Below are 22,873 nucleotides of genomic sequence, written 5' to 3'. Positions count from 1 at the left end.
ACCCCCGAGGCCGGACTTTCGAAAGAGAGACAATGCCAAAACGTTTTCGCCTGACCCGCCGCTTTCCGGTCGCTATGACCGAGGACAGCTATCGCAAACTGCGCGGCTTTGCGCGCGAGGCCGGGTTGGACGAAGGTGAGGCGTTATCCTTTCTGTTCGAGAATTTCAACAGTGTGATCAATGAGGACAAGCTGACCCGAAGGCTGCGCGAATTCAATTCTGAGCTTGAGGCGCGCAAGCGATGATCAAGGCGCAACAGATATTTGCTCGCGCTCAACTCGAGGTTGGGCGCCTCCGGCGGGAGTATTTTTGAAAAGATGAAAATGTGATGCGTCCCTGCCACCGGGCGCACTCACCTTCAGGACAGGGACGACTTCACCTTTTACGGTCATCGGCTCTCCAGCCTGTACCGCTCGGCCATATCAAAGGAACAAGGTTGATAAACAGTGAACGCGAAGTCTTCATCTTTTCAAAAATACTCGAATCCAACCTGACCACGCACACCACGGGAGGGGTGATCGCATGACTATCAAACTGCACTGTTTCGGCGAAAGCGGAAATTCCTACAAGGCCGCGCTGGCGCTTGAGATGTCGGGACTGGACTGGGAGCCTGTCTTTGTCGATTTCTTCAACGGCCAGACCCGCACATCCGAATACCGTGCCGACGTCAACGAGATGGGCGAAGCACCCGTTCTGATCGATGGCGATTTCCGCACCACGCAATCCGGTGCCATTCAGGCCTATGTGACCGAGAAATCTGGCAAGTTCGGCGGCAAGGATCGCGACGAGAATTACGAGATTTTCCGTTGGGTTCTGTGGGACAATCACAAGCTCAGTTCGATGGCCGGGCTAACCCGCTTTCTGATCAACTTCTTGCCTGAACAGCACCGCAACCCGGATGTTATCGCCTTTAACCAAGGGCGGTTGAAGGCGGCCTATCAAATCCTGAACGACCATTTGGACGACCGTGACTGGATCGTCGGTGATGGCGTGACCAACGCCGACATCAGCTGCTGCGGCTACCTCTATTACCCCGAACCATTCGGCTTTGACCGCGCCGATTGGCCCCATATCGATGCCTGGCTGACGCGCCTTAGCGAGCAGCCCGGTTGGAAACACCCCTATGACCTGATGCCCGGCAAACCGTCGGATCGAGCTTGAGGAGAAGACCCATGACCGAAGCTTACATTTATGATGCCCTGCGCACCCCGCGCGGCAAAGGCCGCAAGGATGGCAGCCTGCACGAGGTAACCTCAGTGCGCCTGTCCGCCCTGACCCTGAACGCGATGAAAGAGCGTAACAACCTGGAAGGTCACGCCGTCGAGGACGTGATCTGGGGCAACGTCACGCAGGTGATGGAACAGGGCGGCTGTTTAGCGCGATCGGCCGTGCTGGCCTCCGATCTGGATCAATCGATTCCCGGCTTGGCGATCAACCGTTTCTGTGCCTCGGGGATGGAAGCCGTAAATTTGGCGGCAAACCAGGTCAAAGGCGGCGCCGGCCAAGCCTATATCGCAGGCGGCGTAGAAATGATGGGCCGTGTGGCAATGGGCAGCGATGGTGCCGCGATTGCCGTTGATCCAACGTTGGCGATGGATACCTATTTTGTGCCGCAGGGTATCTCGGCCGATATTATCGCAACCGAGTATGGGTTCAGCCGTGATGACGCCGATGCGCTGGCCGTTGAATCTCAGAAACGCGCTGCGGCCGCTTGGGAAGACAACCGGTTCGAGAAATCGGTCATCACCATCAAGGATCAGAACGGCCTGACCATTCTGGACCGCGACGAGTACATGCGCCCCGGTACCGACATGCAGAGCCTTGGCGCGCTGAACCCCTCGTTCGCGATGATGGGTGAGCAGATGCCGGGCTTCGACAAGGTCGCGATGATCAAATACCCGCATCTTGAGCGGATCAATCATATCCACCACGCGGGCAACAGCTCGGGCATCGTGGATGGTGCTGCCGCCGTACTGATCGGCAACAAGGAGTTTGGTGAGAAATACGGCCTCAAGCCGCGTGCCCGCATTAAGGCAACTGCCAAGATCGGTACCGATCCGACCATCATGCTGACCGGCCCGGTTCCGGTGACCGAGAAGATTTTGGCCGACAATGGCATGCAGATTAGCGATCTGGACCTGTTCGAAGTGAACGAAGCCTTCGCTTCGGTCGTGTTGAGGTTCCAGCAGGCATTTGACGTCGACCCTGCTCTGGTTAATCCAAACGGCGGCTCAATCGCGATGGGTCACCCGCTGGGCGCGACCGGTGCAATGATCATCGGCACGTTGCTGGATGAGTTGGAGCGTCAGGACAAAGAAACCGGTCTGGCCACGCTCTGCATTGCATCCGGCATGGGTGCGGCAACCATTATCGAGCGGGTCTAATGCCCAAGCTGGACCTCTCACAGATCCCGTTCAAGGGGGGCTCGTCTTATCCCGGCAAACTGGCGCAGGCGACCGCCGGTCGTTTTGTGCAGCGTGTGGGCGATGCGGGCGGGCTGACCCAATACGGCGTTAACATAGTGCGGCTGGAACCGCAGGGCATGTCCTCACTTCGCCATTACCATATGGAGCAGGACGAGTTTGCCATCATCCTCAGTGGCAGTTGCACACTGATCGACGACGATGGCGAGCATGACTTGCAGCCAGGCGATTGCGCCGCTTGGCCTGCAGGTGAGGCCAATGGCCACCACCTTGTGAACAAAACCGATGCGCCCATGACCTTTCTGGTCGTGGGCACACGGACCCCGACCGAGACCGGCTATTACAGCGACATAGACATGATGGTGAAGGATGACGAAAACGGCTTCGCCTTCACCCGCAAGGATGGCAGCCCGCTGACGGCTGACCAGATTGGAGATGACAATGACTGATTTCACTCTGACCAAAGACGCGGACGGCGTCGCCTTCATTACCTGGGACGCTCAGGGCAAATCCATGAACGTCATGACCCGCGAGGCATTCGAACTGGTCAGCGCACTGGTCGATCAGGCGCTGGAAGATGATGAGGTCAAAGGCGTCGTTATCACAAGCGGCAAGGAAGGCTCATTTGCTGGCGGCATGGACCTGAGCACGTTGGCCACCATCCGTGAGGAAGCAGGCGATGAACCGGCGCAAGCCCTGTTCGACTTTGTCATGGGCGGCCACCACATCCTGCGCAAGCTGGAACTGGCGGGCATGGACCCCAAGACGAAAAAGGGCGGCAAACCGGTGGTCTGCGCCATTAACGGCACCTGCGCCGGGATCGGGACCGAGATCGCGCTGGCCTGTCACCACCGCGTTATGACCAGCAACCCCAAGGCCAAGATCGGCCTGCCCGAGATTCTGCTGGGCATCTTCCCCGGCGGCGGCGGCACCACGCGCTTTAGCCGCATGGTTGGCGCGATGGCTTCGGCCCCTGTTCTGCTGGAAGGCAAGATGATGGACCCGGCCAAAGCCAAGGGCGCGCAGTTGATCGACGCCGTGGCTGACGATCCGGTAGCTGCCGCGAAAGAGTGGGTTCTGAACGCAAAAGACGCCGATCTGGTAAAGCCGTGGGATGCCAAGGGTTACAAGATGCCCGGCGGTGCGCCCTATCACCCTGCCGGGTTCATGACCTTCGTCGGTGCCAACGCCATGGTGAACGGCAAGACTCAGGGTGCTTTCCCGGCAGCCAAAGCATTGCTGAGTTCGATCTACGAAGGTGCACTGGTCGATTTCGACACCGCCCTGCGGATCGAGGCGCGGTGGTTCACTTCGATCCTGATGAACCCGTCATCTTCGGCAATGATCCGGTCGCTGTTCCTGAACAAAGAGGCATTGGAGAAAGGCGCGGTGCGTCCCAAGGATGTGCCCGATCAGCGCGTCAAAAAGGTCGGTGTTCTGGGCGCTGGTATGATGGGGGCTGGTATCGCACTGGTCAGCGCTCAAGCAGGTATGGAAGTGGTTCTGGTCGACCGCGATCAGGAAGCCGCTGACAAGGGCAAGGCCTATACCGAGAGCTATCTGGACAAGGGTATGAAGCGCGGCAAGGTCACGGCTGAAAAGAAAGAGGCCATGCTGGATCGCATCACCGCGACCCCGGATCTTGATCACCTGAAGGGCTGCGATCTGATCATCGAAGCAGTCTTCGAAGACCCGGGCGTGAAGGCCGAGATGACCCAGAAGGTCGAGGCGATCATCCCCGAGGATTGCATCTTTGCCTCGAACACCTCGACTCTGCCGATCACTGATCTGGCCAAAGCATCCTCGCGGCCTGAACAGTTCATCGGTATCCACTTCTTCTCACCGGTCGAGAAGATGTTCCTGGTCGAAATCATCAAGGGCAAGGAAACCGGGGATCGCGCGGTGGCCAAGGCGCTGGATTATGTACGTCAGATCAAGAAGACGCCGATCGTGGTCAACGATGCGCGCTTCTTCTATGCCAACCGGTGCATCATTCCCTACATCAACGAAGGGGTTCGGATGATCGCTGAGGGTGTAAACCCTGTGCTGATCGACAATGCCGCACGTCAGTTGGGCTTCCCGGTGGGGCCAATCCAGCTGACCGATGAGACCTCGATCGATCTGGGGGCCAAGATTGCCCGCGCGACCAAGGCGGCGATGGGCGATGCCTACCCGGAAAGCCCCTCGGACGATCTGATCTTCTGGATGGAAGAACAGGGTCGTCTGGGTCGCAAGGCAAATGCGGGCTTCTTCGACTATGACGACAAGGGAAAGCGCGTCGAATACTGGAAAGGCCTGCAAGAGAAATATCCCCATGCGGAAGACCAGCCTGACCTGATCGAAGTGCAGGAACGTCTGATGTTCGCACAGGTTCTGGAAGCGGTCCGCGCGCTGGAAGAAGGTGTTCTGGAAGACATTCGCGAAGGTGACGTGGGCGCGATCCTTGGTTGGGGCTTTGCGCCTTGGTCGGGTGGTCCGCTCAGCTGGTTGGACATCATCGGCACGCCGTACGCGGCCGAGCGCTGTGATCAGTTGGCCGAGGCCTATGGCGAACGTTTCGCCTGCCCACCGCTGCTGCGTGAGATGGCTGAGAAAGGCCAATCCTTCTACGGCCGCTTCAACCCCGAGGCAAAAGCCGCCTAAAGAAAAACGCTGGCGCATGCCCCCATGCGCCAGCGTTACTTTGCAGTCTCAGATACAGCTTCCCAGTCAGATCATCATGACGGGCCGTCCCGGGCGCCCAGGACGACGTGCACCTCTGGCCGGTCTGGTCGGTACAATCGGGTGATCAAAGATCGGTGCAGGCAGCGAGCCCAGTGAATTGGCCAGAACGGCAATATCGCGACGTCTTCCGGTCAGATAGATCAAATCCGCAGCAGCCTCGGCCGAGACAACCTTATATGACGCCCTACCAGAGACATTACGTGATCCAAAACGCCCCGACGGGCAGAAGGCCCGGAAGCCGCCCTCGATATAGATCACCTCATCCTGATCGAAGAACAGGGTGCTGATATCGAAACAGGACGCAGGCACATTCGAAGTGATGCGAAACAAGCCGCTCAGCAACCTTGCCGAAACAACAGGCAGGCTGACCGGCAGCGCGATCGGATCATGGTCCAGCTTGGTGTTATCCAACGCCACGCCCTGTTCCGGCATCAGCCAGACCGGCCGACCATTATAGGCCGCATGTGAAGGTATGCGCACCGGCATGCTATCGGCATTGGTTTCATCGGGCGGCACCGTAATGCAATCCGTCGCAATGCGATTTATCGCCTTGAAACCATTGTCCAATGTACGAATGAGGTCGCCAACCTGAAGCTCTTCTACCAGCTTCCATCCACCTTTGGTTGCAACCTTGGTTCCATGTACCAGACCGCCCCGGCGTGCGTTCAACGCGGCCTGCGGTTCAGCGGTGCCCTGGTACTCAGAACGCTCTGCAAAATCAATGACACTCTCTACTTTCAACAAGAACCGAACCCACTCTTTACTCACTACAACTACGTTCGATGATTAACACAGGATTAAGTGGGATGACTTATTTTTGACATATTACGGCCAGATTTGCACCATTTCGGGGTCGATAAACGACCTACACCCAAACAACACCGCGAAAATTAATAAAATTGGGCTCGAATTGGAAACTATGCGCGGTCAATCGCATCAAATGCATAGCCGAATCTAGCGATGTCTTCAGCACAGGCTTCGGCCACAGCATTGGCGGTCTGATCCGAATAATACTCGCGGTAATCTTCCAATCGCTCGGATCGATTGAGCCTGGGTAAGCTTAGGTGAAAACCCAAATGGTCGAACAATGGGGCCGCGTCCTGATCGAAGTATTCCAGCCGAATGTAGAACCGGCATTGTTCGACTCCATCCACACGGGTCATATAGTGCCGCGCCGGGTTCCGCCGGAATGACTGCGTCGTATCGGGGTGCAAGACAAACTGGTCAAAAGTCAGAGCCTTTGCCAGCGAAACCGCTGGGTGGTCAAAACCTTGCACGCGCAGCCAGTGATAATAGCTGACGATCCGGTCCCACGGGTTGCGCACTATGGTGAATGTGGTCAGCGACTGCAACTCCTGGACCGACAGAACTCCGTCAATATCGGTCAGGGTCGAATGTTTCCATAACCGTCCCCTGCCCTTCAGCGCCTTGGCCCGTTTGCGGCGCTTCACAGCTTTGGGCGTATCCCCGATCAGGATGTCATCCTTCATTGCCCGTGCTTCCAGCGCCTGTGCCAAAGACGTGCCGCCAGTTTTGGGAATATGGACGAACACATAGCCGCGCCCGCGCGAGATGATCACGCTGCCTCTCCCACCGCGGCCGCGCGCTTTGAGCGCCAGCCCAGCAACGCTCCCGCTGCCGCGATCAAGCCAATCCCCAAAATTTGCATGACACCAATCGTCTGATTCAGTGCCACCCAGGCGAATAGCGGGCCGAAAATCATCACCGAATATTCGAACACAGCTACATAAGAGGTCTCACCGATCTGATAGGATTTGATCAACATGAAGACTGCAATGGTTGAGCCGACCGCCTGTATGACGACCCAGATCAACGCGGGTTGCATCTGCCAGACCATACCGCGCGTCACGAACCCGTCGGGGAAGGAATGTGGCACGAACGAGAACACAGCCAACCCAATCGCCCCAGCAAGCCCAAGCGTGATAATCATGGCCGCCAACAGGGCGACCGTGCTTTCCTGTGCGCAGTGGCTGCGTGTGACGAGGGAACAGAGGGCATAAAATAACCCTCCGGCCACTGGTAGCAGCGTCTTGGCGTCAAACTCATAAGGGTTGAGTTGCAATACGCACAAGGTCCCCGAGAACCCGATCACAACTGCCAGAATGCGCCAGGGGCCGATCCTCTGCCCCATTGCCAGTGCCGAGATCAACATCACAAAAATCGGGGATGTGAACAGGCCCGCCAGTGCCTGCGCAATCGGCATCAACGCCAGTGAGGCGAAGTAGAACAGCATCGCCAGTGTGATCAGTACACTGCGCAGAATAACTGGCCCCAACCGCCGCGGGCGCAAGCTGCCCATTCCCAACAAAGACAGGACGACGATCAGAGGCAGCATCATCAGGGCGCGGATCAGGTGGAACTGCCACAGGCCGATCGTTTCGGCCAACAAGATCACCACGTTGTCGATGACCCCAAGGATCGCCATGGCGCTGACCATCAGGACCGAGGCCAATATCGGTGAGGTCTGAGTATCTGCCTGCATTTTGCACCCCAGTAGCAAAGTGGTGCGTGACACTCTGATCTGCCGCGCGTCGCGATATACAGCACAATTACAAATCGGCGCGCAACAGGTTTGCGCCTTTGGATTTTACCATGCTAAGCTGAAACAAAATTAGTACGAGCATTCCTCACCTTGAAGACAGCACTTAAACAGTACCAGCGGATCGAAGCGACCGGTCTGTGGCGTCCCTCGCCCGATGTGCAGCGGCGCGAGGTGGTGGTGTCGATTGGTGAGGCCACGCTGACGATCTCGGACTTCAACGAACAGGCGCTGACTCATTGGTCCCTGGCCGCGTTGGTGCGCCAGAACCCCGGCGATTTTCCGGCCCTGTTCAACCCCGACGGTGACCCGGACGAAACGCTGGAGCTGGAGGAAGCCGAGACCACGATGATCGAGGCCATCGACCGCCTGCAGCGCGCCATCGACCGGGCGCGACCGCATCCCGGCCGGTTGCGTTGGCTCAGTGTTGCAGGTGTGGTGGCCGCCGTTGCCGCGCTGTTGCTGCTTTGGATGCCGGCTGCGCTGCAAAACCATGTCGTCTCGGTTGTGCCTGACATCAAACGCGCGGATATCGGGAATACCATCCTGCAGCGGATCGAGCGGGTCTCGGGTCGGGCCTGTACTTCCGAAGATGCGCAGGCAGCGCTTGATCAGTTGGCCGCGCGCACCGGCGTTCGGAAAATCGTCATTCTGCCCGCAGGCGTGCAGACAAGCCTTAGCCTGCCGGGTGGGATCGTTTTGCTGAACCGGGCGCTGGTCGAAGATCACGAGGACCCATCGGTCGCAGCTGGCTACGTCATCGCCGAACGTGCCCGCACGCAGGCGCAGGACCCGTTGGATGATCTGCTGGACCGCACCGGCGCCACAACGGCTTTCCGCTTGTTGACGACCGGAGAGCTGACGCCGGCGAATATCGACGCTTACACCGAACAGGTTCTGTCCGAACCCCGCCCGTCCCTGCCCGAGGATGATCTGTTAGAAGTGTTCGCCCAGGCCGCGCTACCGTCGACACCATACGCCTATGCCGTGGATGTCACGGGTGAGACGGTTCTGGGCCTGATCGAGGCCGACCCGATGGCGGGCCGCCCCTTGCAACAGGTACTGCCGGACCGCGATTGGGTCCGGCTACAAAATATCTGCGGCGAATAGCTTACTTGGTGCCAAACATCCGGTCACCCGCATCGCCGAGACCAGGCATGATATAGCCTTTTGAATTCAATTCCCGATCCAATGCCGCGGTGACAATTTTGACATCCGGGTGGGCTTCTTTCATGCGCTCCACGCCTTCTGGTGCGGCCAGCAGGCACAGGAACCGGATATCGGTGGCCCCGGCCTCTTTCAGCAGATCAATCGCTGCGGCCGAGCTGTTGCCGGTAGCCAGCATCGGGTCAACGGCGATGACCAGACGGTCCTTCAGCCCTTCGGGGGCTTTGAAGTAGTACTGTACCGGTTTCAGCGTTTCCTCATCCCGGTAGAGACCAACAAACCCAACGCGGGCCGAGGGTATCAATTCCAACACCCCGTCCAGCATCCCGTTCCCGGCGCGCAGGATCGACACCAGCGCCAGTTTCTTGCCGGCCAGAATGGGGGCGTCCATCTCCTCCATCGGGGTTTCGATGTGGCGTGTGGTCAGCTTCAGCTCGCGCGTGACCTCATAGGCCAGCAGCAATGTGATCTCACGCAGCAATTGGCGGAACACGGCAGTGGACGTGCCCTTGTCCCGCATGAGCGTCAGTTTGTGCTGCACCAGCGGGTGGTCAACGACGGTCAGGTGTTCGCTCATGATCTCTCCAGTCTTTTCTTGACCCGCGCGCGGGTGTCATCATCGCAAAAGGCAGCCGCAAGGGCCGTGTCGTTCAGGGCGGCAAAGTCCTCGGCCTCCCAACCGAAGGCTTTGCCCAGCATCTCATATTCACGCCGCATGGTGGTATGGAAAAACGGCGGGTCATCGGTGGAAACGGTGACTTTGACGCCTGCATCGCGCAGTTTCGCAATCGGGTGGACGTCGAAATTGGGAAACAAGCCCAGAACCACATTTGATCCGGGGCAAACCTCGAGCGTGATTTCACGGTCGACCAGTTCGCGGATCAGGTCCGGGTCTTCGATGGCACGGACACCGTGACCGATCCGTTCCACCCCCAGATCGCGGACCGCATCGCGCACGCTTTTGGGGCCGCCGAACTCTCCGGCGTGGGTGGTCAGGCGCAACCCGGCCTCGCGCGCGCAGTCAAAGGCCCATTTGTAATCGCTCTGCGTGCCAACAGACTCATTACCACCCATGCCGAAACCCGTAATCCAATCTCCGGCGGTTTCTGCAGCGCAATGGGCGCTGATCTTGGCCTGCTCCGGCCCAAAATGGCGGACACAGGTGACGACGCCACGCAAGGTGATGTCGAACTTGCGCTCAGCCTCGTCCGCCGCGTCCTGAATAGCACTCAGGTAATCGCGCCAAGCATCCAAATCCCCGCCACCGCAGAAATCAGGACTCAGGAAGGTTTCGGAATACACTACACCATTCGCCGCGCTTTCTTCGAGGATCGCGAGGGTGAGACGGCGGAAATCCTCGGGCGTTTTCAATACTTCGCAAGCGGCCTCATAGACGCTGAGAAAATGGGCGAAATCGCGGAAGTCATAGCTACCGTCCGGCTTGAAAATTCCGCTCAGGTCTATGCGCTTTTCATGCGCCAATTGGCGTATAAAGGCGGGCGGGGCCGCGCCTTCGTGATGCAGGTGTAGCTCGATCTTTGGCAAGTCTGCGACGGTCATAGAAAACTCTTCCCTGGCCCCTGTGCCGGAATATTCAGGTGGTGTGCAATGCTGGCTGCGACGTCGGCGAAATTGATCGCACCAATCCGGCCTGCACCTTGCCCTGCGATCAGAACAGGCACTTGTTCGCGCGTGTGGTCCGTGCCGATCCAACTGGGATCGTTACCGTGATCAGCGGTCAGCAGCATCAGATCTCCGGGGCGCAGCTTTTGCAGGATCAAGCCGATTTCACGGTCGAACCATTCAAGCGCGCGGGCATACCCGCTGATGTCGCGACGGTGGCCATAGAGGCTGTCGAACTCAACGAAATTGGCGAATGTCAGGCTGCCCTCTTCGGCGTCATCAACCAGATCGGACAAATGCCCCATCAATTCGGCATCCGAGCCCTTACGTAAAGTGTCGATCCCCTGCATCGAGAAAATGTCACCTATCTTACCCACCGCATGCACGCGCCGACCGGCATCTTGTGCCCAGTTGGTCAGAACCGGCGCCGGTGGTAGGATGGCGAAATCTTTGCGGTTAGTGGTGCGGGTGAACCCGTCTTCTGGCGATCCGACGAAGGGTCGCGCGATAACGCGCCCAACTTTCATTTCATGCAGACGTGGGGCCAACGCTTTACACATGCCTAACAAGCGGTCGAGACCAAAGCTTTCCTCATGCGCGGCGATCTGGAACACGCTGTCGGCTGAGGTGTAGCAGATAGGCCATCCGGTCCGCATATGCTCGGGCCCCAATTCGGCAATGATGGCCGTACCCGAGGCGTGGCAATCACCCAGAATGCCGCCGGTTCCGGCGGCCTCGGCGGCGGCACGCGCTAAATCAGGCGGGAAGGACGGCGTTTTATCCGGGAAATAGTACCAATCCCACGGCACCGGCAGCCCGGCCAGTTCCCAATGTCCCGAAGGCGTATCCTTGCCCGGTGAATGCTCGCGCGCGCAGCCCCATAGACCTGCGGGAGTGACCTGCAATCCGGGCGTTTCTGCGCCCGATGCCAGGCGTGTCGCGGCCCCCAAGCCCAGCGCATCCAGATTGGGCAGGTGCAATGGCCCTGTGCGACCGTCTTCTGCCCGTCCGTCAGCGCAGGCCTGAGCTATATGGGCCAGCGTGTTGGCCCCGGTATCGGGGGTTTCTCCGTTAAAAAAGCGGTCCGCATCCGGTGCACCGCCGATGCCCACCGAGTCCATCACCACCAGAAAGGCACGGGTCACGGCCTGATCCTTTCATGCACAAGCATTGGGGTCATGGCTGTGTCTTTGCCTATCGTGATGGCCCGCAGGACCGTGTCGGCCGCCTGTCGTGCCGCGTCTTCGCGGGCTGCGTGGACCACGGCCAAGGGAGTGCCTTTGTCGACCTTGTCCCCCAGACGAACAATGCCCGACAAACCAACCGCGGGGTCGATGACGTCGTCTTCGACCTGCCGCCCACCACCCAAGGCGACCACGGCGAGGCCCAACGCCTCACCGTCGATTGCCGCAATGTAGCCCGCATCCGGTGCCGGAACTTCAAGGATCACGCTTGCTTCGGGCAGGTAGCGTGACCAGTTGTCTACAAACTGTAGCGGCCCGCCCACGGCGGCCATCATACGGCCGAACCGTTCCGCCGCACGGCCATCGCGGATCACACCAGTGATCTTGTCGCGCCCCTCATCGGCGGTTGAAAACATACCTGCATCGGCCAGCAAAACCCCGCCCAGTTCCGCCGAAATTTCAGCCAATGGAGCGTAATGGTCGTGGGTCAGGACATTCATCACCTCGGCCACCTCCAACGCATTGCCCAGCGCCGGAGCCAAAGGTTGGTGCATGTCCGTAATCACCGCCGACGTCCGGCACCCTGCTGCATTTGCAGTTTCCGTCAGGGCCTTTGCCAGCTTGCGGGCGTCTTCCAGCGTTTTCATGAACGCGCCGCTGCCCACCTTGACGTCCAACACCAAAGCTTCGGGGCTCGCCGCCAGTTTCTTGGACAAGATCGACGCGGTGATCAGGTCCAGGCTTTCCACCGTCGCCGTTACGTCGCGGATCGCATAAAGCCGCTTGTCAGCAGGCGCGATCTGCCCGGTCGCGCCGACAATGGCCGCACCGGTATCGCGCAGGATCTGGGTCAGACGATCCTGCCCGATCTGGGTACTGACGCCCGGAATGGCCTCAAGCTTGTCCAGCGTACCGCCGGTATGACCCAACCCACGGCCTGAGATCATCGGGACAAAAGCCCCCAATTCGGCCAGCGCTGGGGCCAGCACCAAACTGACGCTGTCGCCGACCCCTCCGGTCGAGTGTTTGTCGATTACCGGGCCATCGAAATCCCAGCTTAGAACGTCTCCGCTGTCCCGCATCGCCACCGTCAGATCGGCGCGGCCCTGCGCGCCCAGCCCACCCATGCAGACGGCCATGGCAAAGGCCCCGGCCTGCGCGTCGCTGACACCACCGTCGGCAAGGCCCTGCGCGAACCAGGTCAGTTCCTCCGCGCTGGGCACTTGTTCGCGGCGCAACTTGGCAATGATCGAACGGGCGTCCATAGCCTCAGACATCCGCCATGTGCGAGGCGTCAAATGCACCCGGCAGAAGGTCACCGATGGTGGTTTCCAGTTCGGCGCCATCGACGCTGGCCAAGGTCACCTTGACGTCACGCTTGCCGAACTCGGCCAGTTTCTGTCGGCACCCCCCACAGGGCGGTACCGGCTGCGGCGAGGAGGCAACCACGTAGACTTCGGTCAATTCCTGTTCGCCTGCCGCGACCATAGCAGCGATGGCACCAGCCTCGGCGCAGGTGCCTTCGGGATAGGCTACGTTTTCGACGTTACAGCCTGCAAATACCTGGCCCGACGCTGCTCGGATCGCTGCGCCAACCTTGAAATTGGAATAGGGCGCATAGGCTTTTTCCCGGACAGACAGTGCTGCATCTTTCAAAGTCATGGCGATTCCCCAATTTTTGATCATCTGGTCAGAAAGTCATACCCTAAATGAAACCGACCGGGGAGTTGAAGCCCCGGACAGCAGATTCCTGGGCCAAAATACTCTTAGTCCAGCGTTGTGTTGAACGTACCGGGCAAGGTGACCTCAAGCAGTTCAATATCCTCGGACGGGTCGGACAGACGTGTGCGCATGCCGGGTGGGATGACAAAGGCGTCGCCCTGCTCCAGCCGATAGGGATTACGGCCTTCGCCCTCCAACGTGACCTCGCCCCCCATGACAAAGGTAAAATGGATATCGGTGTTGTGTGCAGCCCAAACCGGATCACCCTGCCCCTTGCGCACGACCTGCACCCCGGCAACGCCTTTGGTGTTCTCGGCAATCGTTGTGTCGCGGCAGATAAAACCCGGCAGGCGGAACGGGGCCCATTCGGCCCCTTCGGCCTGATTGAAGACAAACCGTTGACCCTGCCATTCCCGGTCAGGGCGGTAATGGGGCGTGGGCAGGTCCATTTCATGATCAATTTCGGTGACGTGTTCTGCGGGGACACCAATTTCGATCACCTGCACATTGTCCGAGGCCTCAAGCACGCGGTGGCGGATTTCAGGCGGCTGGATAAAGCAATCGCCCGCGGTCAGGCGCATCTTGTCGCCTTGATCCTCATAAACCACATCCACCCATCCGTGGATGCAGAAAATCAGCTGAAAACCGACCTTGTGAAAATGCACCATGTCCGGCACTGGCCCGCCGTCAGGAATGCGGATATGGCTGGCGATGATCGATCCGCCCAACCGGTCTGGCACCAAATCACGGTAGTGCATTCCGGCCCGCCCGATGATCCACGGGGCCTGATCCTTGAGCCTGCGCACCACGAAAGAATGCACCGTTTCCGGCATGACCATTGGCGGGTTCAACTCATCAATCTCGATCCGTGTGCCGTTCGGGGCCACCAGATTGCGCTGGCCACCTGCAAATTCATCCGGGTTGTCTGTCAGGATGCGCAACGTGCCGGGGGACTCGGGCGCGTCTTTTTCGATCCGCACACGCAGGCCGTGGCCGGAAAACACGGCGGTGCGCGGATCGTCGGCGGGATAGATCATGTCCATCCGCATCCCCAGAACCTTTGTATAAAACGGGATGTCGTTGCGCAGTTCCTGCGTGGGCAGGCGGATTTCAGCGCATGTCCGAGTTTGGGATTTGCTCATCTGATGTTCCATCGGGTTTGGATTTTGGCCATCCGATCAGAACGGCGGCCAAAATGCCAATCGAAAAGAACATCTCCAGCGTTTCTTCCAGCACGAATAGGCGAGTTGCCATGATGGTCGTCATCTGGTCACCCAAGGCGCTGCTGACCTCTTCCAGACCCTGCGCCACGACGGCACACATACCCGCCAGAAAGAACACCAGCAGAAATGGCGCCCGTTCTTTTAGTGCCCGCCACCCATTTGGAACCCCATGCCAGACGACCCCGCCCAGCACGATCACCGCCAGGGTTACACGCACAATCGTCATATCCAGAAGAACATCCATCCCGTGCAGAATGAAGTACGGAACACTGTCTACGGCATAAATATCAGCCTCAAGCTCTCGTTCCGCCAACAGCAGCAGAACCACGCCGATGTATAACCGGCTGATCCCGCGATACCGTACCAATGCGGCGATACCAGCCACCAGCAATGCCGCGGCCGAACCCGTTTCGATCAGACCGCCTTCCTGGTTGAATGCCTCGGCCTGCATCGGCCACACTGAAATCGCACACAATACCAACATGGCCAGAACAAGGGCTGCGCGAAACGCAAAATGTTCAGTTCCAAACTTGCCGGTATTCAGCGATAGAGTCTTATCAACCTCGCCGTTTTCTTTAGAGCGCATGCTGTTATTCTCGGTCCAGAAGGGGGTGTGTTCGAAAGTCGCGGGAGTTTAAGTCTTTTGCCACGGAAAGCAACCACAGCGACAAAACGGCCTTGTTTGCCGAATTAAGTCGCACAACGTAGCCAAGCAGAAAAAAATAGTTTAAGGCTAAATCAAATTTGAAAACGGAGCTGAGACGCCATGTCCGACACACCCAGCCTGCGGCAGGCCGCGCTTGATTACCATGCCTATCCAAAGCCCGGAAAGTTGGAGATCAAGGCGACAAAACCCATGGCAAACGGCCGTGATCTGGCCCGCGCGTATTCCCCTGGCGTGGCCGAGGCCTGCCTTGAGATTAAGGCTGACGCGGCTGAGGCCGAACACTATACGGCACGCGGCAATCTGGTGGCGGTCGTCTCGAACGGGACAGCGGTTCTGGGGTTGGGCAATATCGGCGCGCTGGCATCCAAGCCGGTGATGGAAGGCAAGGCCGTTCTGTTCAAGAAATTCGCCGGGATCGACTGTTTTGATATTGAGGTCGATCAGCCCGACCCTGAAAAGCTGGCCGATATCGTTTGCGCACTGGAACCGACCTTTGGCGCCATCAATCTGGAAGACATCAAGGCACCCGATTGCTTTACCGTCGAGAAGCTGTGCCGTGAGCGGATGAACATTCCGGTCTTTCACGACGATCAGCACGGCACCGCCATCGTGGTAGGCGCCGCTGCCAGAAACGCACTGCACGTTTCAGGGAAGAAATTCGAGGACATCAAGGTTGTCTCGACCGGCGGCGGAGCGGCAGGGATCGCATGCCTTAGCATGCTGGTCAAACTGGGCGTAAAGCGCGAGAACATCTGGCTGTGTGACATTCATGGGCTGGTCTATGAGGGCCGCGCCGAAGATATGAATCCGCATAAGGATCAATTCGCGCAAAAATCCGACCTGCGCACTCTGGACGACGTGATCGGTGACGCCGACCTGTTCCTAGGCCTCAGCGGCCCCAACGTCCTAAAACCGGAAATGGTCGGAAAAATGGCCAAGCGCCCGATCATTTTCGCATTGGCGAACCCGACACCGGAAATCTTGCCACAAGCCGCGCGCGAGGTGGCCCCGGATGCCATCATCGCCACCGGGCGCAGTGACTTTCCCAATCAGGTCAACAATGTTCTGTGTTTCCCATTCATCTTCCGCGGTGCCTTGGATGTAGGCGCGACCGAGATCAATGACGAGATGCAAATTGCCTGCGTAGAGGGTATCGCGGAAATGGCCCGCGCTACCACCAGCGCCGAAGCCGCCGCAGCTTACAAGGGTGAGCAACTGACATTCGGGCCGGATTACCTGATCCCGAAGCCCTTTGACCCCCGCCTTGTTGGTGTGGTCTCTTCGGCCGTTGCCAAAGCTGCGATGGAAAGTGGCGTGGCCAAGCGCCCGATCGCCGATCTCGAAGCGTACAAAGAGCGCCTGAACCAATCCGTGTTTAAATCCGCCCTGCTGATGCGCCCGGTCTTTGAGGCCGCATCGGTCGCCTCGCGCCGGATCGTCTTTGCCGAGGGCGAGGACGAGCGGGTGCTGCGCGCGGCCCAGGCCATTCTTGAGGAAACCACCGAAACCCCGATCCTGATTGGCCGCCCCGAAGTGATCGAAACTCGTTGTGAACGGCTAGGGCTGGCGGTACGTCCGGGTCAAGACTTTCAGATCGTCAACCCACATGACGACCCGCGCTACTACGACTATTGGTCCTCGTACCACCAGATCATGCAACGCCGCGGCGTCACCCCAGATCAGGCCAAGGCGATCATGCGCACCAACAACACGGCCATCGGGGCCATCATGGTGCATCGCGACGAAGCCGACAGCATGATCTGCGGCACGTTCGGCGAATTCCGCTGGCATTTGAACTACGTGGAGCAGGTTCTCAACGATGGCGACTTGCGCCCCCATGGCGCCCTGTCGCTGATGATCCTGGAAGATGGCCCCCTGTTCATCGCAGACACCCATGTGCGGCAACTGCCCACCCCTGAAGAACTGGCCGAGACCACAATAGGCGCGGCCCGCCATGTGCGCCGTTTCGGAATCGAGCCCAAGATCGCCTTCTGCTCACAATCGCAATTCGGCAATCAGGCCGAAGGGTCCGGCAGGCGACTGCGCGATGCCATTGCGATCCTGGACAGCGAACCCCGCGATTTCATCTATGAGGGCGAGATGAACCTGGACACTGCTTTGGATCCAGAACTGCGCGAGCGGATCTTCCCGAACTCACGTCTAGAAGGTGCCGCAAACGTGTTGATTTTTGCTCATGCGGATGCGGCCAGTGGCGTGCGCAATATTCTGAAGATGAAAGCCGACGGGCTTGAGGTCGGGCCGATTCTGATGGGCATGGGGAACAAGGCACATATCGTGACCCCGTCCATCACCGCGCGTGGATTGCTGAACATGGCCGCGATTGGCGGCACTCCGGTCACGCATTACGGCTAGTTCGCCCCCCGGTCGAAATGTAGAACAGGACTAAAGAGCCCTGTCATTGCTACGCGGTGCACAGGAAACGTTATGGTATTGCGACCAGTGTTTCAGATGCCATCGCGTCGCTTGATGCTGTGTCGCCGTGTCTTTTATACTAGGTACTTGCCAGAGACGGCCCAAGGGGCACGGCCCTATGCCCCGTCAAAACGCCAGCCAAGTTGATTCCTGCGTAGCGCATGATTTGCATGGTAGAGTTTGCACATTTGCAAAACCGCTGTACGCCTGCCAACAAACCTTTCAAAAGCACGCATTTTGCAAAAATTTGCATAGCAATGTGACCGAAGTTGCAAATATTTTGCGATAAACTGACGCGCCATCTGCTGCACGGCTTGCCCGGTTTGCTAAGGATGCCTAACACATTCCAAAAGCTGTGTTGGAGGAGGGCGCCATGGCCTATCAGGACGTATATGAAAGCTGGAAGAACAACCCAGAAGGGTTCTGGATGGAGGCCGCCAAAGGGATCGATTGGGTTCAACCTCCGACCAAGGCTCTGTTTGACGAGAACGCGCCGCTTTATGAATGGTTCTGCGATGCCAAGGTCAACACCTGCTGGAATGCAGTAGACCGCCATGTCGAAAGTGGCCGAGGCGAGCAAACGGCCATCATCTATGACAGTCCGATTACCCACACCAAGCGCGAGATTTCATATGTCGAGCTGCGCAACCGCGTGGCCACGTTGGCAGGGGCATTGCGGGCGAAGGGTATCGAAAAAGGCGACCGGGTCATCATCTACATGCCGATGATCCCCGAAGCGCTTGAGGCGATGCTGGCCTGCGCCCGTTTGGGGGCCGTGCATTCAGTGGTGTTCGGCGGCTTTGCCAGCAACGAGCTGGCGGTTCGGATCGATGACTCCAGGCCCAAGGCAATCATCGCCGCGTCCTGCGGGATGGAGCCGGGCCGCGTGGTTCACTACAAACCGTTGCTGGACGGTGCTATCGACATGGCCAGCCACAAACCCGATTTCTGCGTGATCTTCCAGCGTGAGCAGGAAGTAGCGCAACTGATCGAGGGGCGTGACTTTAACTGGCATGGCTTCCAATACGGGGTCGAACCTGCGGAATGTGTGCCTGTGGATGGCAACGATCCGGCCTATATCCTCTATACCTCGGGCACTACCGGCGCACCCAAGGGTGTGGTGCGCCCCACCGCCGGTCATTTGGTGGCACTGAACTGGACGATGAAGAACATCTATGACGTCGACCCCGGAGACGTCTTTTGGGCGGCGTCGGATGTGGGTTGGGTCGTGGGGCACTCCTATATCTGCTATGCCCCGCTGATCCATGGCAACACCACGATTGTATTCGAAGGCAAACCTGTCGGCACCCCCGATGCGGGCACCTTCTGGCGGGTGATTTCCGAACACAAGGTCAAAAGCTTCTTCACCGCCCCTACCGCCATTCGCGCTGTCAAGCGCGAGGATCCCTCGGGTGAGTTGATCGCAAAATACGACCTGTCCAACCTGCGCGCCTTGTTTCTGGCCGGTGAACGCGCCGACCCCGATACGATCGAGTGGGCACAGGACGCGCTGAAAGTGCCGGTGATCGACCACTGGTGGCAAACCGAAACTGGCTGGACTATTGCCGGAAACCCGCTGGGGATCGAAGAATTGCCGGTCAAGCTAGGGTCTCCCGCCAAGCCGATGCCGGGTTATGACGTGCAGATTCTGGACGAAGGTGGCCATCCGATGAAGCCCGGCGAACTGGGTGCGATTGCTGTGAAGCTGCCGCTACCCCCGGGTACGCTACCAACCCTGTGGAATGCGAAAGAGCGGTTCAAAAGCTCGTACCTCAACCAATTCCCCGGCTACTATGAAACCGGCGATGCGGGCATGATTGATGAGGAAGGATACCTCTACATCATGGCGCGCACCGATGACGTGATTAACGTGGCCGGTCACCGCCTGTCTACTGGCGGGATGGAAGAGGTTCTGGCCGCCCACCCTGACGTCGCCGAATGCGCAGTGATCGGTGTTTCAGATCAACTCAAGGGTCAGATGCCAGTAGGCTTCTTGTGTCTCAACGCGGGTTGCGATCGCGACCACGGCGAGGTGGTGCAGGATGTGGTCAAGCTGGTGCGCGAAAAGATCGGCCCGGTGGCTGCATTTAAACAAGCCGTTGTGGTGGATCGCCTGCCCAAGACCCGATCCGGAAAAATTCTGCGCGGGACTATGGTGTCGATTGCCGACAGCAAGGAATTCAAAATGCCCGCAACTATCGATGATCCGGCCATTCTGGACGAAATCACCGTGGCTTTGAAATCCATCGGCTTTGCGCAGTAGACAAGCCTCGGGCGGCCTTTGGTCGCCCGCTGCACGGCTTTCCCTTGCAACCGGACACAAGGCCCCTACTGTCTGCTCAAGACAGTGAGGCCCCATGACACATACAGACATCTGGCGTCTGACCGCCACCGACCTGACCGCCCTGACCCGCAGTGGGGATCTGAGCGCCGAGGACGCGGTGCAAAGCTCCGTTGACAGAATGCATCAGGCCAACCCCGGCCTGAACGCAGTGGTCGAGGACTTGAGCGCCGAGGCGTTGGAGCGCGCACGCGCCCTTGATCAGAAGCGGACACAGGGCGCACAAACCGGTCCGCTGCACGGGGTGCCAGTCACAATAAAAATCAATGTCGATCAAAAAGGCCATGCCACCTCAAATGGCGTTGTGGCCTTGAAAGACGTGATTGCGCCTGATGATGCGCCGATTGTCCGTAACCTGCAAAACGCCGGGGCGGTGGTGATCGGGCGCACCAACACGCCCGAGTTCTCGTTTCGCGCTGACACAGACAACCCGCTGCATGGGCGCACGCAGAACCCCTGGGGTCGGCACATCTCGCCCGGCGGCTCGTCAGGGGGCGCAGGGGCTGCCGTAATGGCCGGGATCGGGGCGTTGGCGCATGGCAACGACATTGGCGGCAGCTTGCGGTTTCCAGCCGCCGCCAACGGTGCAGTTACCGTAAAGCCCGGCCTGGGCCGCGTGCCTGCCTGGAACCCAAGCCAACAAACCGAGCGCGGATTATTGGCGCAATCCATGTCAGTACAAGGGCTGATCACTCGCTCTGCTGCCGACCTTCACCTGTCGATGCCCAGCCTGATTGCAGCAGACCCGCGTGATCCGTTTCACGTCCCGATGCCTTGGCGCGGTGCGCCGATGGATGGCCCTATCAAGGTAGCCTTCACCAAAGACACCTTTGGCTATGCGCTGCATCCCGAGGTCGACAGGGCCCTTGACACCGCGCGCGATGCGCTGAATGACGCGGGCTATCAGGTGGAAGAGGTCTCGCCGCCGGACGTATTCGACTGTGGCCGAACCGGGTACCGTGCGCTGATGGGCGAAGTTTTGACCCTTTTGAAAAGCGATATCGAGGCCGCCGGATCTGAAACCATACGTAATATCTTTGACGTTTATTTTCAGGAGTTTCCGCCCATTCTCGGCACCGAACTGCTGCAAGTAATGGCAAAACGCAGCCACTATGCGCGGGAATGGTCGTTGTTCATGCAGGATTACCCTTTGGTCCTGTCACCCTTCCTGCCGCAGCCCTTCTTCAAACCTGACCGGGACACCGAAGGGCCAGAAGGCGTGCATGAGGTTCTGGGTTGTGCGGTCTATTCCTACGCAATGAACTTCCTGGGGCTTCCTGCCGCTAGTGTGCCCGCGCGTCTGGCCGAATTGCCGCAAGGGCCGCAACCGATCAATATCCAGATCGCTGCGCGTCAGTGGCGCGAGGACATGGCAGTTGACGCCGCCGCCGCGATCGAAGCGCGCGTGGGTCATATGTGCCTGCCGCTATGGCAAAATATGGAAGAGCGCACTTGAATACGCTCAATCACAAAAATAGACCCCGGGTTCTTGTACCCGAGGTCCGCTTGCTTAAATAAGCCCGGAAATCTGACAACGAGCGTAGCACCACCTACCCTCGCCGGCGCGAAAACTGCGCAATCATTCGAAAACGCCGTCTGGTGGCCACTCACTCCCACCTTGGCGTGTTCTCCGGGCAAGTTAAGATTACCAAAGGGTGAGTCAAACGCCTGTGAACTGGATCACACAAGTTCGAAAAAGTTCACTTTTGAGAGATCAGGTGAACTGCTCCGAGATCAAACGCTCTTCTAATCCGTGCCCGGGATCGAAAAGAATACGGTGTTGGATCGTGGGTTCCGAGCGAATCTCAACCCAGTCTATATCCGGAAAGGAAACAGAATCCGCGTCAGCCATGACTGGACGTTTATCCGCGTCCAGCACGTCGAAACGAACCTTCGCGATCTTGGGCAACAGGGCCCCACGCCAACGGCGTGGACGGAACGCGGCAATCGCCGTCAAGGCCAGAACATCCGACCCAATAGGCAATATCGGCCCGTGCGCCGAATAGTTGTAAGCCGTTGATCCGGCGGGCGTAGATAGCAAGGCCCCATCGCAGACCAACTCATCCATCCGCACCCGACCATCGACACTGATCTTCAACCGCGCGGCCTGCGGACCGGCCCGCAGCAGCGATACCTCGTTGATCGCAAGCGCTTCGTGCATTTTGCCGGATTGATCCATGGCCTTCATCGCCAGCGGATTGATCACCTCTTCTTCAGCCGCGGCCAAACGGTCCAACAAGTCGTCCTTGTGGAATTCATTCATCAAGAACCCGATGGTGCCGCGATTCATGCCATAAACGGGCGTGTCCAGATGCTGCATGTTGTGCAGCGTGTGCAACATGAATCCATCGCCCCCCAACGCGACCACTACATCCGCATCTCGGGGCGCTGCATTGCCATACCGTTTCACAAGGCTTTCCCGTGCAGATTGCGCCACTTTGACGTCGCTTGCGAGAAAGGCGATTCTCTTTGTCATCTTTTCCGGTTTCCGGTGTTGTACATTTGGTTCCGAAACAAACATACCTTTCCCCAATAGGCCAGACTTGACGCCGTAGCGGGCCAAATCGTCGCTTTACAGCTTTTGCATATGAATCGTTTCCGATAGGAAATCCGCAAGATTCTTACCCAGCCCTGTGGAGCCCCAATGAACGCTAATCTTCGTGATACCGGTTTTTTCACCCAATCCCTATCCGACCGTGACCCTGAGCTTTTTGGTTCGATCACATCTGAGCTGGGCCGCCAGCGCGACGAGATCGAGCTGATCGCGTCCGAGAACATCGTCTCTGCCGCCGTGATGGAAGCGCAG

General features: G+C 58.6%; 20 protein-coding genes and 1 pseudogene. 10 read left to right on the top strand and 11 right to left on the bottom strand.

What is annotated here, in order from left to right; genetic code table 11:
* The first annotated feature begins 32 nt into the window (after positions 1 to 32).
* From ACR0AJ_RS05520 to ACR0AJ_RS05500, 5 genes are all read left to right on the top strand, one after another.
* Positions 33 to 245: a hypothetical protein gene (locus tag ACR0AJ_RS05520; protein WP_170349301.1), complete on the top strand. Its 213-nt coding sequence runs from the start codon at positions 33 to 35 to the stop codon at positions 243 to 245.
* A 277-nt stretch (positions 246 to 522) separates the two neighbouring features.
* Positions 523 to 1,161, top strand: coding sequence for a glutathione S-transferase family protein (locus ACR0AJ_RS05515; protein ID WP_170410522.1), 639 nt, complete (start codon positions 523 to 525; stop codon positions 1,159 to 1,161).
* An 11-nt stretch (positions 1,162 to 1,172) separates the two neighbouring features.
* Positions 1,173 to 2,384, top strand: a complete 1,212-nt coding sequence (locus ACR0AJ_RS05510; RefSeq protein ID WP_170549710.1) for an acetyl-CoA C-acetyltransferase — start codon at positions 1,173 to 1,175, stop codon at positions 2,382 to 2,384.
* Positions 2,384 to 2,872: a cupin domain-containing protein gene (locus tag ACR0AJ_RS05505; RefSeq protein WP_480647185.1), complete on the top strand. Its 489-nt coding sequence runs from the start codon at positions 2,384 to 2,386 to the stop codon at positions 2,870 to 2,872. The genes ACR0AJ_RS05510 and ACR0AJ_RS05505 overlap by 1 nt, the downstream gene beginning before the upstream one ends.
* Positions 2,865 to 5,066 carry a 3-hydroxyacyl-CoA dehydrogenase NAD-binding domain-containing protein gene (locus tag ACR0AJ_RS05500; protein WP_480740318.1) on the top strand — a complete coding sequence of 734 codons (2,202 nt, stop codon included), beginning with the start codon at positions 2,865 to 2,867 and terminating at the stop codon, positions 5,064 to 5,066. Before ACR0AJ_RS05505 ends, ACR0AJ_RS05500 begins: the two co-directional genes overlap by 8 nt.
* 66 nt (positions 5,067 to 5,132) lie before the next feature.
* Here the strand turns inward: ACR0AJ_RS05500 and ACR0AJ_RS05495 are convergent, their stop codons facing one another.
* The 3 genes from ACR0AJ_RS05495 to ACR0AJ_RS05485 all read right to left on the bottom strand — a co-directional run bounded on the left by ACR0AJ_RS05495 (position 5,133) and on the right by ACR0AJ_RS05485 (position 7,650).
* Positions 5,133 to 5,915: a Hint domain-containing protein gene (locus tag ACR0AJ_RS05495; RefSeq protein WP_480740316.1), complete on the bottom strand. Its 783-nt coding sequence runs from the start codon at positions 5,913 to 5,915 to the stop codon at positions 5,133 to 5,135.
* Between the two features lie 149 nt (positions 5,916 to 6,064).
* Positions 6,065 to 6,727, bottom strand: coding sequence for a sulfotransferase family 2 domain-containing protein (locus ACR0AJ_RS05490; RefSeq protein WP_480740315.1), 663 nt, complete (start codon positions 6,725 to 6,727; stop codon positions 6,065 to 6,067).
* On the bottom strand, positions 6,724 to 7,650 hold the full coding sequence (locus ACR0AJ_RS05485; RefSeq protein ID WP_480647191.1) for a DMT family transporter: 927 nt from the start codon (positions 7,648 to 7,650) through the stop codon (positions 6,724 to 6,726). Before ACR0AJ_RS05485 ends, ACR0AJ_RS05490 begins: the two co-directional genes overlap by 4 nt.
* 150 nt (positions 7,651 to 7,800) lie before the next feature.
* Here ACR0AJ_RS05485 and ACR0AJ_RS05480 point away from each other — a divergent pair, with 150 nt between their 5' ends.
* On the top strand, positions 7,801 to 8,817 hold the full coding sequence (locus ACR0AJ_RS05480; protein ID WP_170349313.1) for a hypothetical protein: 1,017 nt from the start codon (positions 7,801 to 7,803) through the stop codon (positions 8,815 to 8,817).
* 1 nt (position 8,818) lies between these two features.
* Here ACR0AJ_RS05480 and upp read toward each other — a convergent pair whose 3' ends face one another.
* The 7 genes from upp to ACR0AJ_RS05445 all read right to left on the bottom strand — a co-directional run bounded on the left by upp (position 8,819) and on the right by ACR0AJ_RS05445 (position 15,212).
* A complete protein-coding gene (gene upp, locus ACR0AJ_RS05475) occupies positions 8,819 to 9,451 on the bottom strand; it encodes a uracil phosphoribosyltransferase (protein WP_170349314.1) in 633 nt (210 codons plus the stop codon).
* On the bottom strand, positions 9,448 to 10,434 hold the full coding sequence (locus ACR0AJ_RS05470; protein ID WP_480647193.1) for an adenosine deaminase: 987 nt from the start codon (positions 10,432 to 10,434) through the stop codon (positions 9,448 to 9,450). Before ACR0AJ_RS05470 ends, upp begins: the two co-directional genes overlap by 4 nt.
* Positions 10,431 to 11,642 (bottom strand): phosphopentomutase, encoded by a 1,212-nt coding sequence (locus ACR0AJ_RS05465; protein ID WP_170376047.1) that lies wholly within the window; start codon positions 11,640 to 11,642, stop codon positions 10,431 to 10,433. The genes ACR0AJ_RS05470 and ACR0AJ_RS05465 overlap by 4 nt, the downstream gene beginning before the upstream one ends.
* Positions 11,639 to 12,946 (bottom strand): thymidine phosphorylase, encoded by a 1,308-nt coding sequence (locus tag ACR0AJ_RS05460; RefSeq protein WP_480740552.1) that lies wholly within the window; start codon positions 12,944 to 12,946, stop codon positions 11,639 to 11,641. The genes ACR0AJ_RS05465 and ACR0AJ_RS05460 overlap by 4 nt, the downstream gene beginning before the upstream one ends.
* Before the next feature lie 4 nt (positions 12,947 to 12,950).
* Complete coding sequence (locus ACR0AJ_RS05455) at positions 12,951 to 13,343, bottom strand: cytidine deaminase (protein WP_170349317.1); 393 nt, start codon at positions 13,341 to 13,343, stop codon at positions 12,951 to 12,953.
* A 104-nt stretch (positions 13,344 to 13,447) separates the two neighbouring features.
* Positions 13,448 to 14,545, bottom strand: coding sequence for a cupin domain-containing protein (locus tag ACR0AJ_RS05450; protein WP_480647198.1), 1,098 nt, complete (start codon positions 14,543 to 14,545; stop codon positions 13,448 to 13,450).
* The gene (locus tag ACR0AJ_RS05445) at positions 14,514 to 15,212 is read right to left on the bottom strand and encodes a hypothetical protein (protein WP_170396462.1); all 699 of its coding nucleotides are present in this window, start codon (positions 15,210 to 15,212) and stop codon (positions 14,514 to 14,516) included. Before ACR0AJ_RS05445 ends, ACR0AJ_RS05450 begins: the two co-directional genes overlap by 32 nt.
* A 180-nt stretch (positions 15,213 to 15,392) precedes the next feature.
* Here ACR0AJ_RS05445 and ACR0AJ_RS05440 point away from each other — a divergent pair, with 180 nt between their 5' ends.
* From ACR0AJ_RS05440 to ACR0AJ_RS05430, 3 genes are all read left to right on the top strand, one after another.
* Complete coding sequence (locus tag ACR0AJ_RS05440; RefSeq protein WP_480688444.1) at positions 15,393 to 17,666, top strand: NADP-dependent malic enzyme; 2,274 nt, start codon at positions 15,393 to 15,395, stop codon at positions 17,664 to 17,666.
* Between the two features lie 433 nt (positions 17,667 to 18,099).
* A complete protein-coding gene (gene prpE / locus ACR0AJ_RS05435; protein ID WP_480740312.1) occupies positions 18,100 to 19,989 on the top strand; it encodes a propionate-CoA ligase PrpE in 1,890 nt (629 codons plus the stop codon).
* A 94-nt stretch (positions 19,990 to 20,083) separates the two neighbouring features.
* Positions 20,084 to 21,523 carry an amidase family protein gene (locus ACR0AJ_RS05430; RefSeq protein WP_480647204.1) on the top strand — a complete coding sequence of 480 codons (1,440 nt, stop codon included), beginning with the start codon at positions 20,084 to 20,086 and terminating at the stop codon, positions 21,521 to 21,523.
* A 258-nt stretch (positions 21,524 to 21,781) separates the two neighbouring features.
* Here ACR0AJ_RS05430 and ACR0AJ_RS05425 read toward each other — a convergent pair whose 3' ends face one another.
* A complete protein-coding gene (locus ACR0AJ_RS05425; protein ID WP_254438711.1) occupies positions 21,782 to 22,543 on the bottom strand; it encodes an NAD kinase in 762 nt (253 codons plus the stop codon).
* A 168-nt stretch (positions 22,544 to 22,711) separates the two neighbouring features.
* Here ACR0AJ_RS05425 and glyA point away from each other — a divergent pair.
* Positions 22,712 to 22,873: pseudogene (gene glyA, locus ACR0AJ_RS05420) on the top strand (serine hydroxymethyltransferase); the annotation flags it as partial.

It is taken from the genome of Ruegeria sp. CJ9, assembly GCF_056536625.1.
The sequence above is the reverse complement of the archived record's forward strand: the minus strand, read 5'-3'. Positions and strand labels throughout refer to the sequence as shown.

Excerpts from the sequence above, each read along its gene's own strand:
- upp (WP_170349314.1), bottom strand. The coding sequence starts at position 9,451 with ATGAGCGAACACCTGACCGTCGTTGACCACCCGCTGGTGCAGCACAAA.
- ACR0AJ_RS05425 (WP_254438711.1), bottom strand. The coding sequence starts at position 22,543 with ATGACAAAGAGAATCGCCTTTCTCGCAAGCGACGTCAAAGTGGCGCAA.
- ACR0AJ_RS05505 (WP_480647185.1), top strand. The coding sequence starts at position 2,384 with ATGCCCAAGCTGGACCTCTCACAGATCCCGTTCAAGGGGGGCTCGTCT.
- prpE (WP_480740312.1), top strand. The coding sequence starts at position 18,100 with ATGGCCTATCAGGACGTATATGAAAGCTGGAAGAACAACCCAGAAGGG.
- ACR0AJ_RS05515 (WP_170410522.1), top strand. The coding sequence starts at position 523 with ATGACTATCAAACTGCACTGTTTCGGCGAAAGCGGAAATTCCTACAAG.
- ACR0AJ_RS05460 (WP_480740552.1), bottom strand. The coding sequence starts at position 12,946 with ATGGACGCCCGTTCGATCATTGCCAAGTTGCGCCGCGAACAAGTGCCC.
- ACR0AJ_RS05510 (WP_170549710.1), top strand. The coding sequence starts at position 1,173 with ATGACCGAAGCTTACATTTATGATGCCCTGCGCACCCCGCGCGGCAAA.
- ACR0AJ_RS05500 (WP_480740318.1), top strand. The coding sequence starts at position 2,865 with ATGACTGATTTCACTCTGACCAAAGACGCGGACGGCGTCGCCTTCATT.
- ACR0AJ_RS05430 (WP_480647204.1), top strand. The coding sequence starts at position 20,084 with ATGACACATACAGACATCTGGCGTCTGACCGCCACCGACCTGACCGCC.
- ACR0AJ_RS05450 (WP_480647198.1), bottom strand. The coding sequence starts at position 14,545 with ATGAGCAAATCCCAAACTCGGACATGCGCTGAAATCCGCCTGCCCACG.
- ACR0AJ_RS05485 (WP_480647191.1), bottom strand. The coding sequence starts at position 7,650 with ATGCAGGCAGATACTCAGACCTCACCGATATTGGCCTCGGTCCTGATG.
- ACR0AJ_RS05470 (WP_480647193.1), bottom strand. The coding sequence starts at position 10,434 with ATGACCGTCGCAGACTTGCCAAAGATCGAGCTACACCTGCATCACGAA.
- ACR0AJ_RS05440 (WP_480688444.1), top strand. The coding sequence starts at position 15,393 with ATGTCCGACACACCCAGCCTGCGGCAGGCCGCGCTTGATTACCATGCC.
- ACR0AJ_RS05520 (WP_170349301.1), top strand. The coding sequence starts at position 33 with ATGCCAAAACGTTTTCGCCTGACCCGCCGCTTTCCGGTCGCTATGACC.
- ACR0AJ_RS05445 (WP_170396462.1), bottom strand. The coding sequence starts at position 15,212 with ATGCGCTCTAAAGAAAACGGCGAGGTTGATAAGACTCTATCGCTGAAT.
- ACR0AJ_RS05455 (WP_170349317.1), bottom strand. The coding sequence starts at position 13,343 with ATGACTTTGAAAGATGCAGCACTGTCTGTCCGGGAAAAAGCCTATGCG.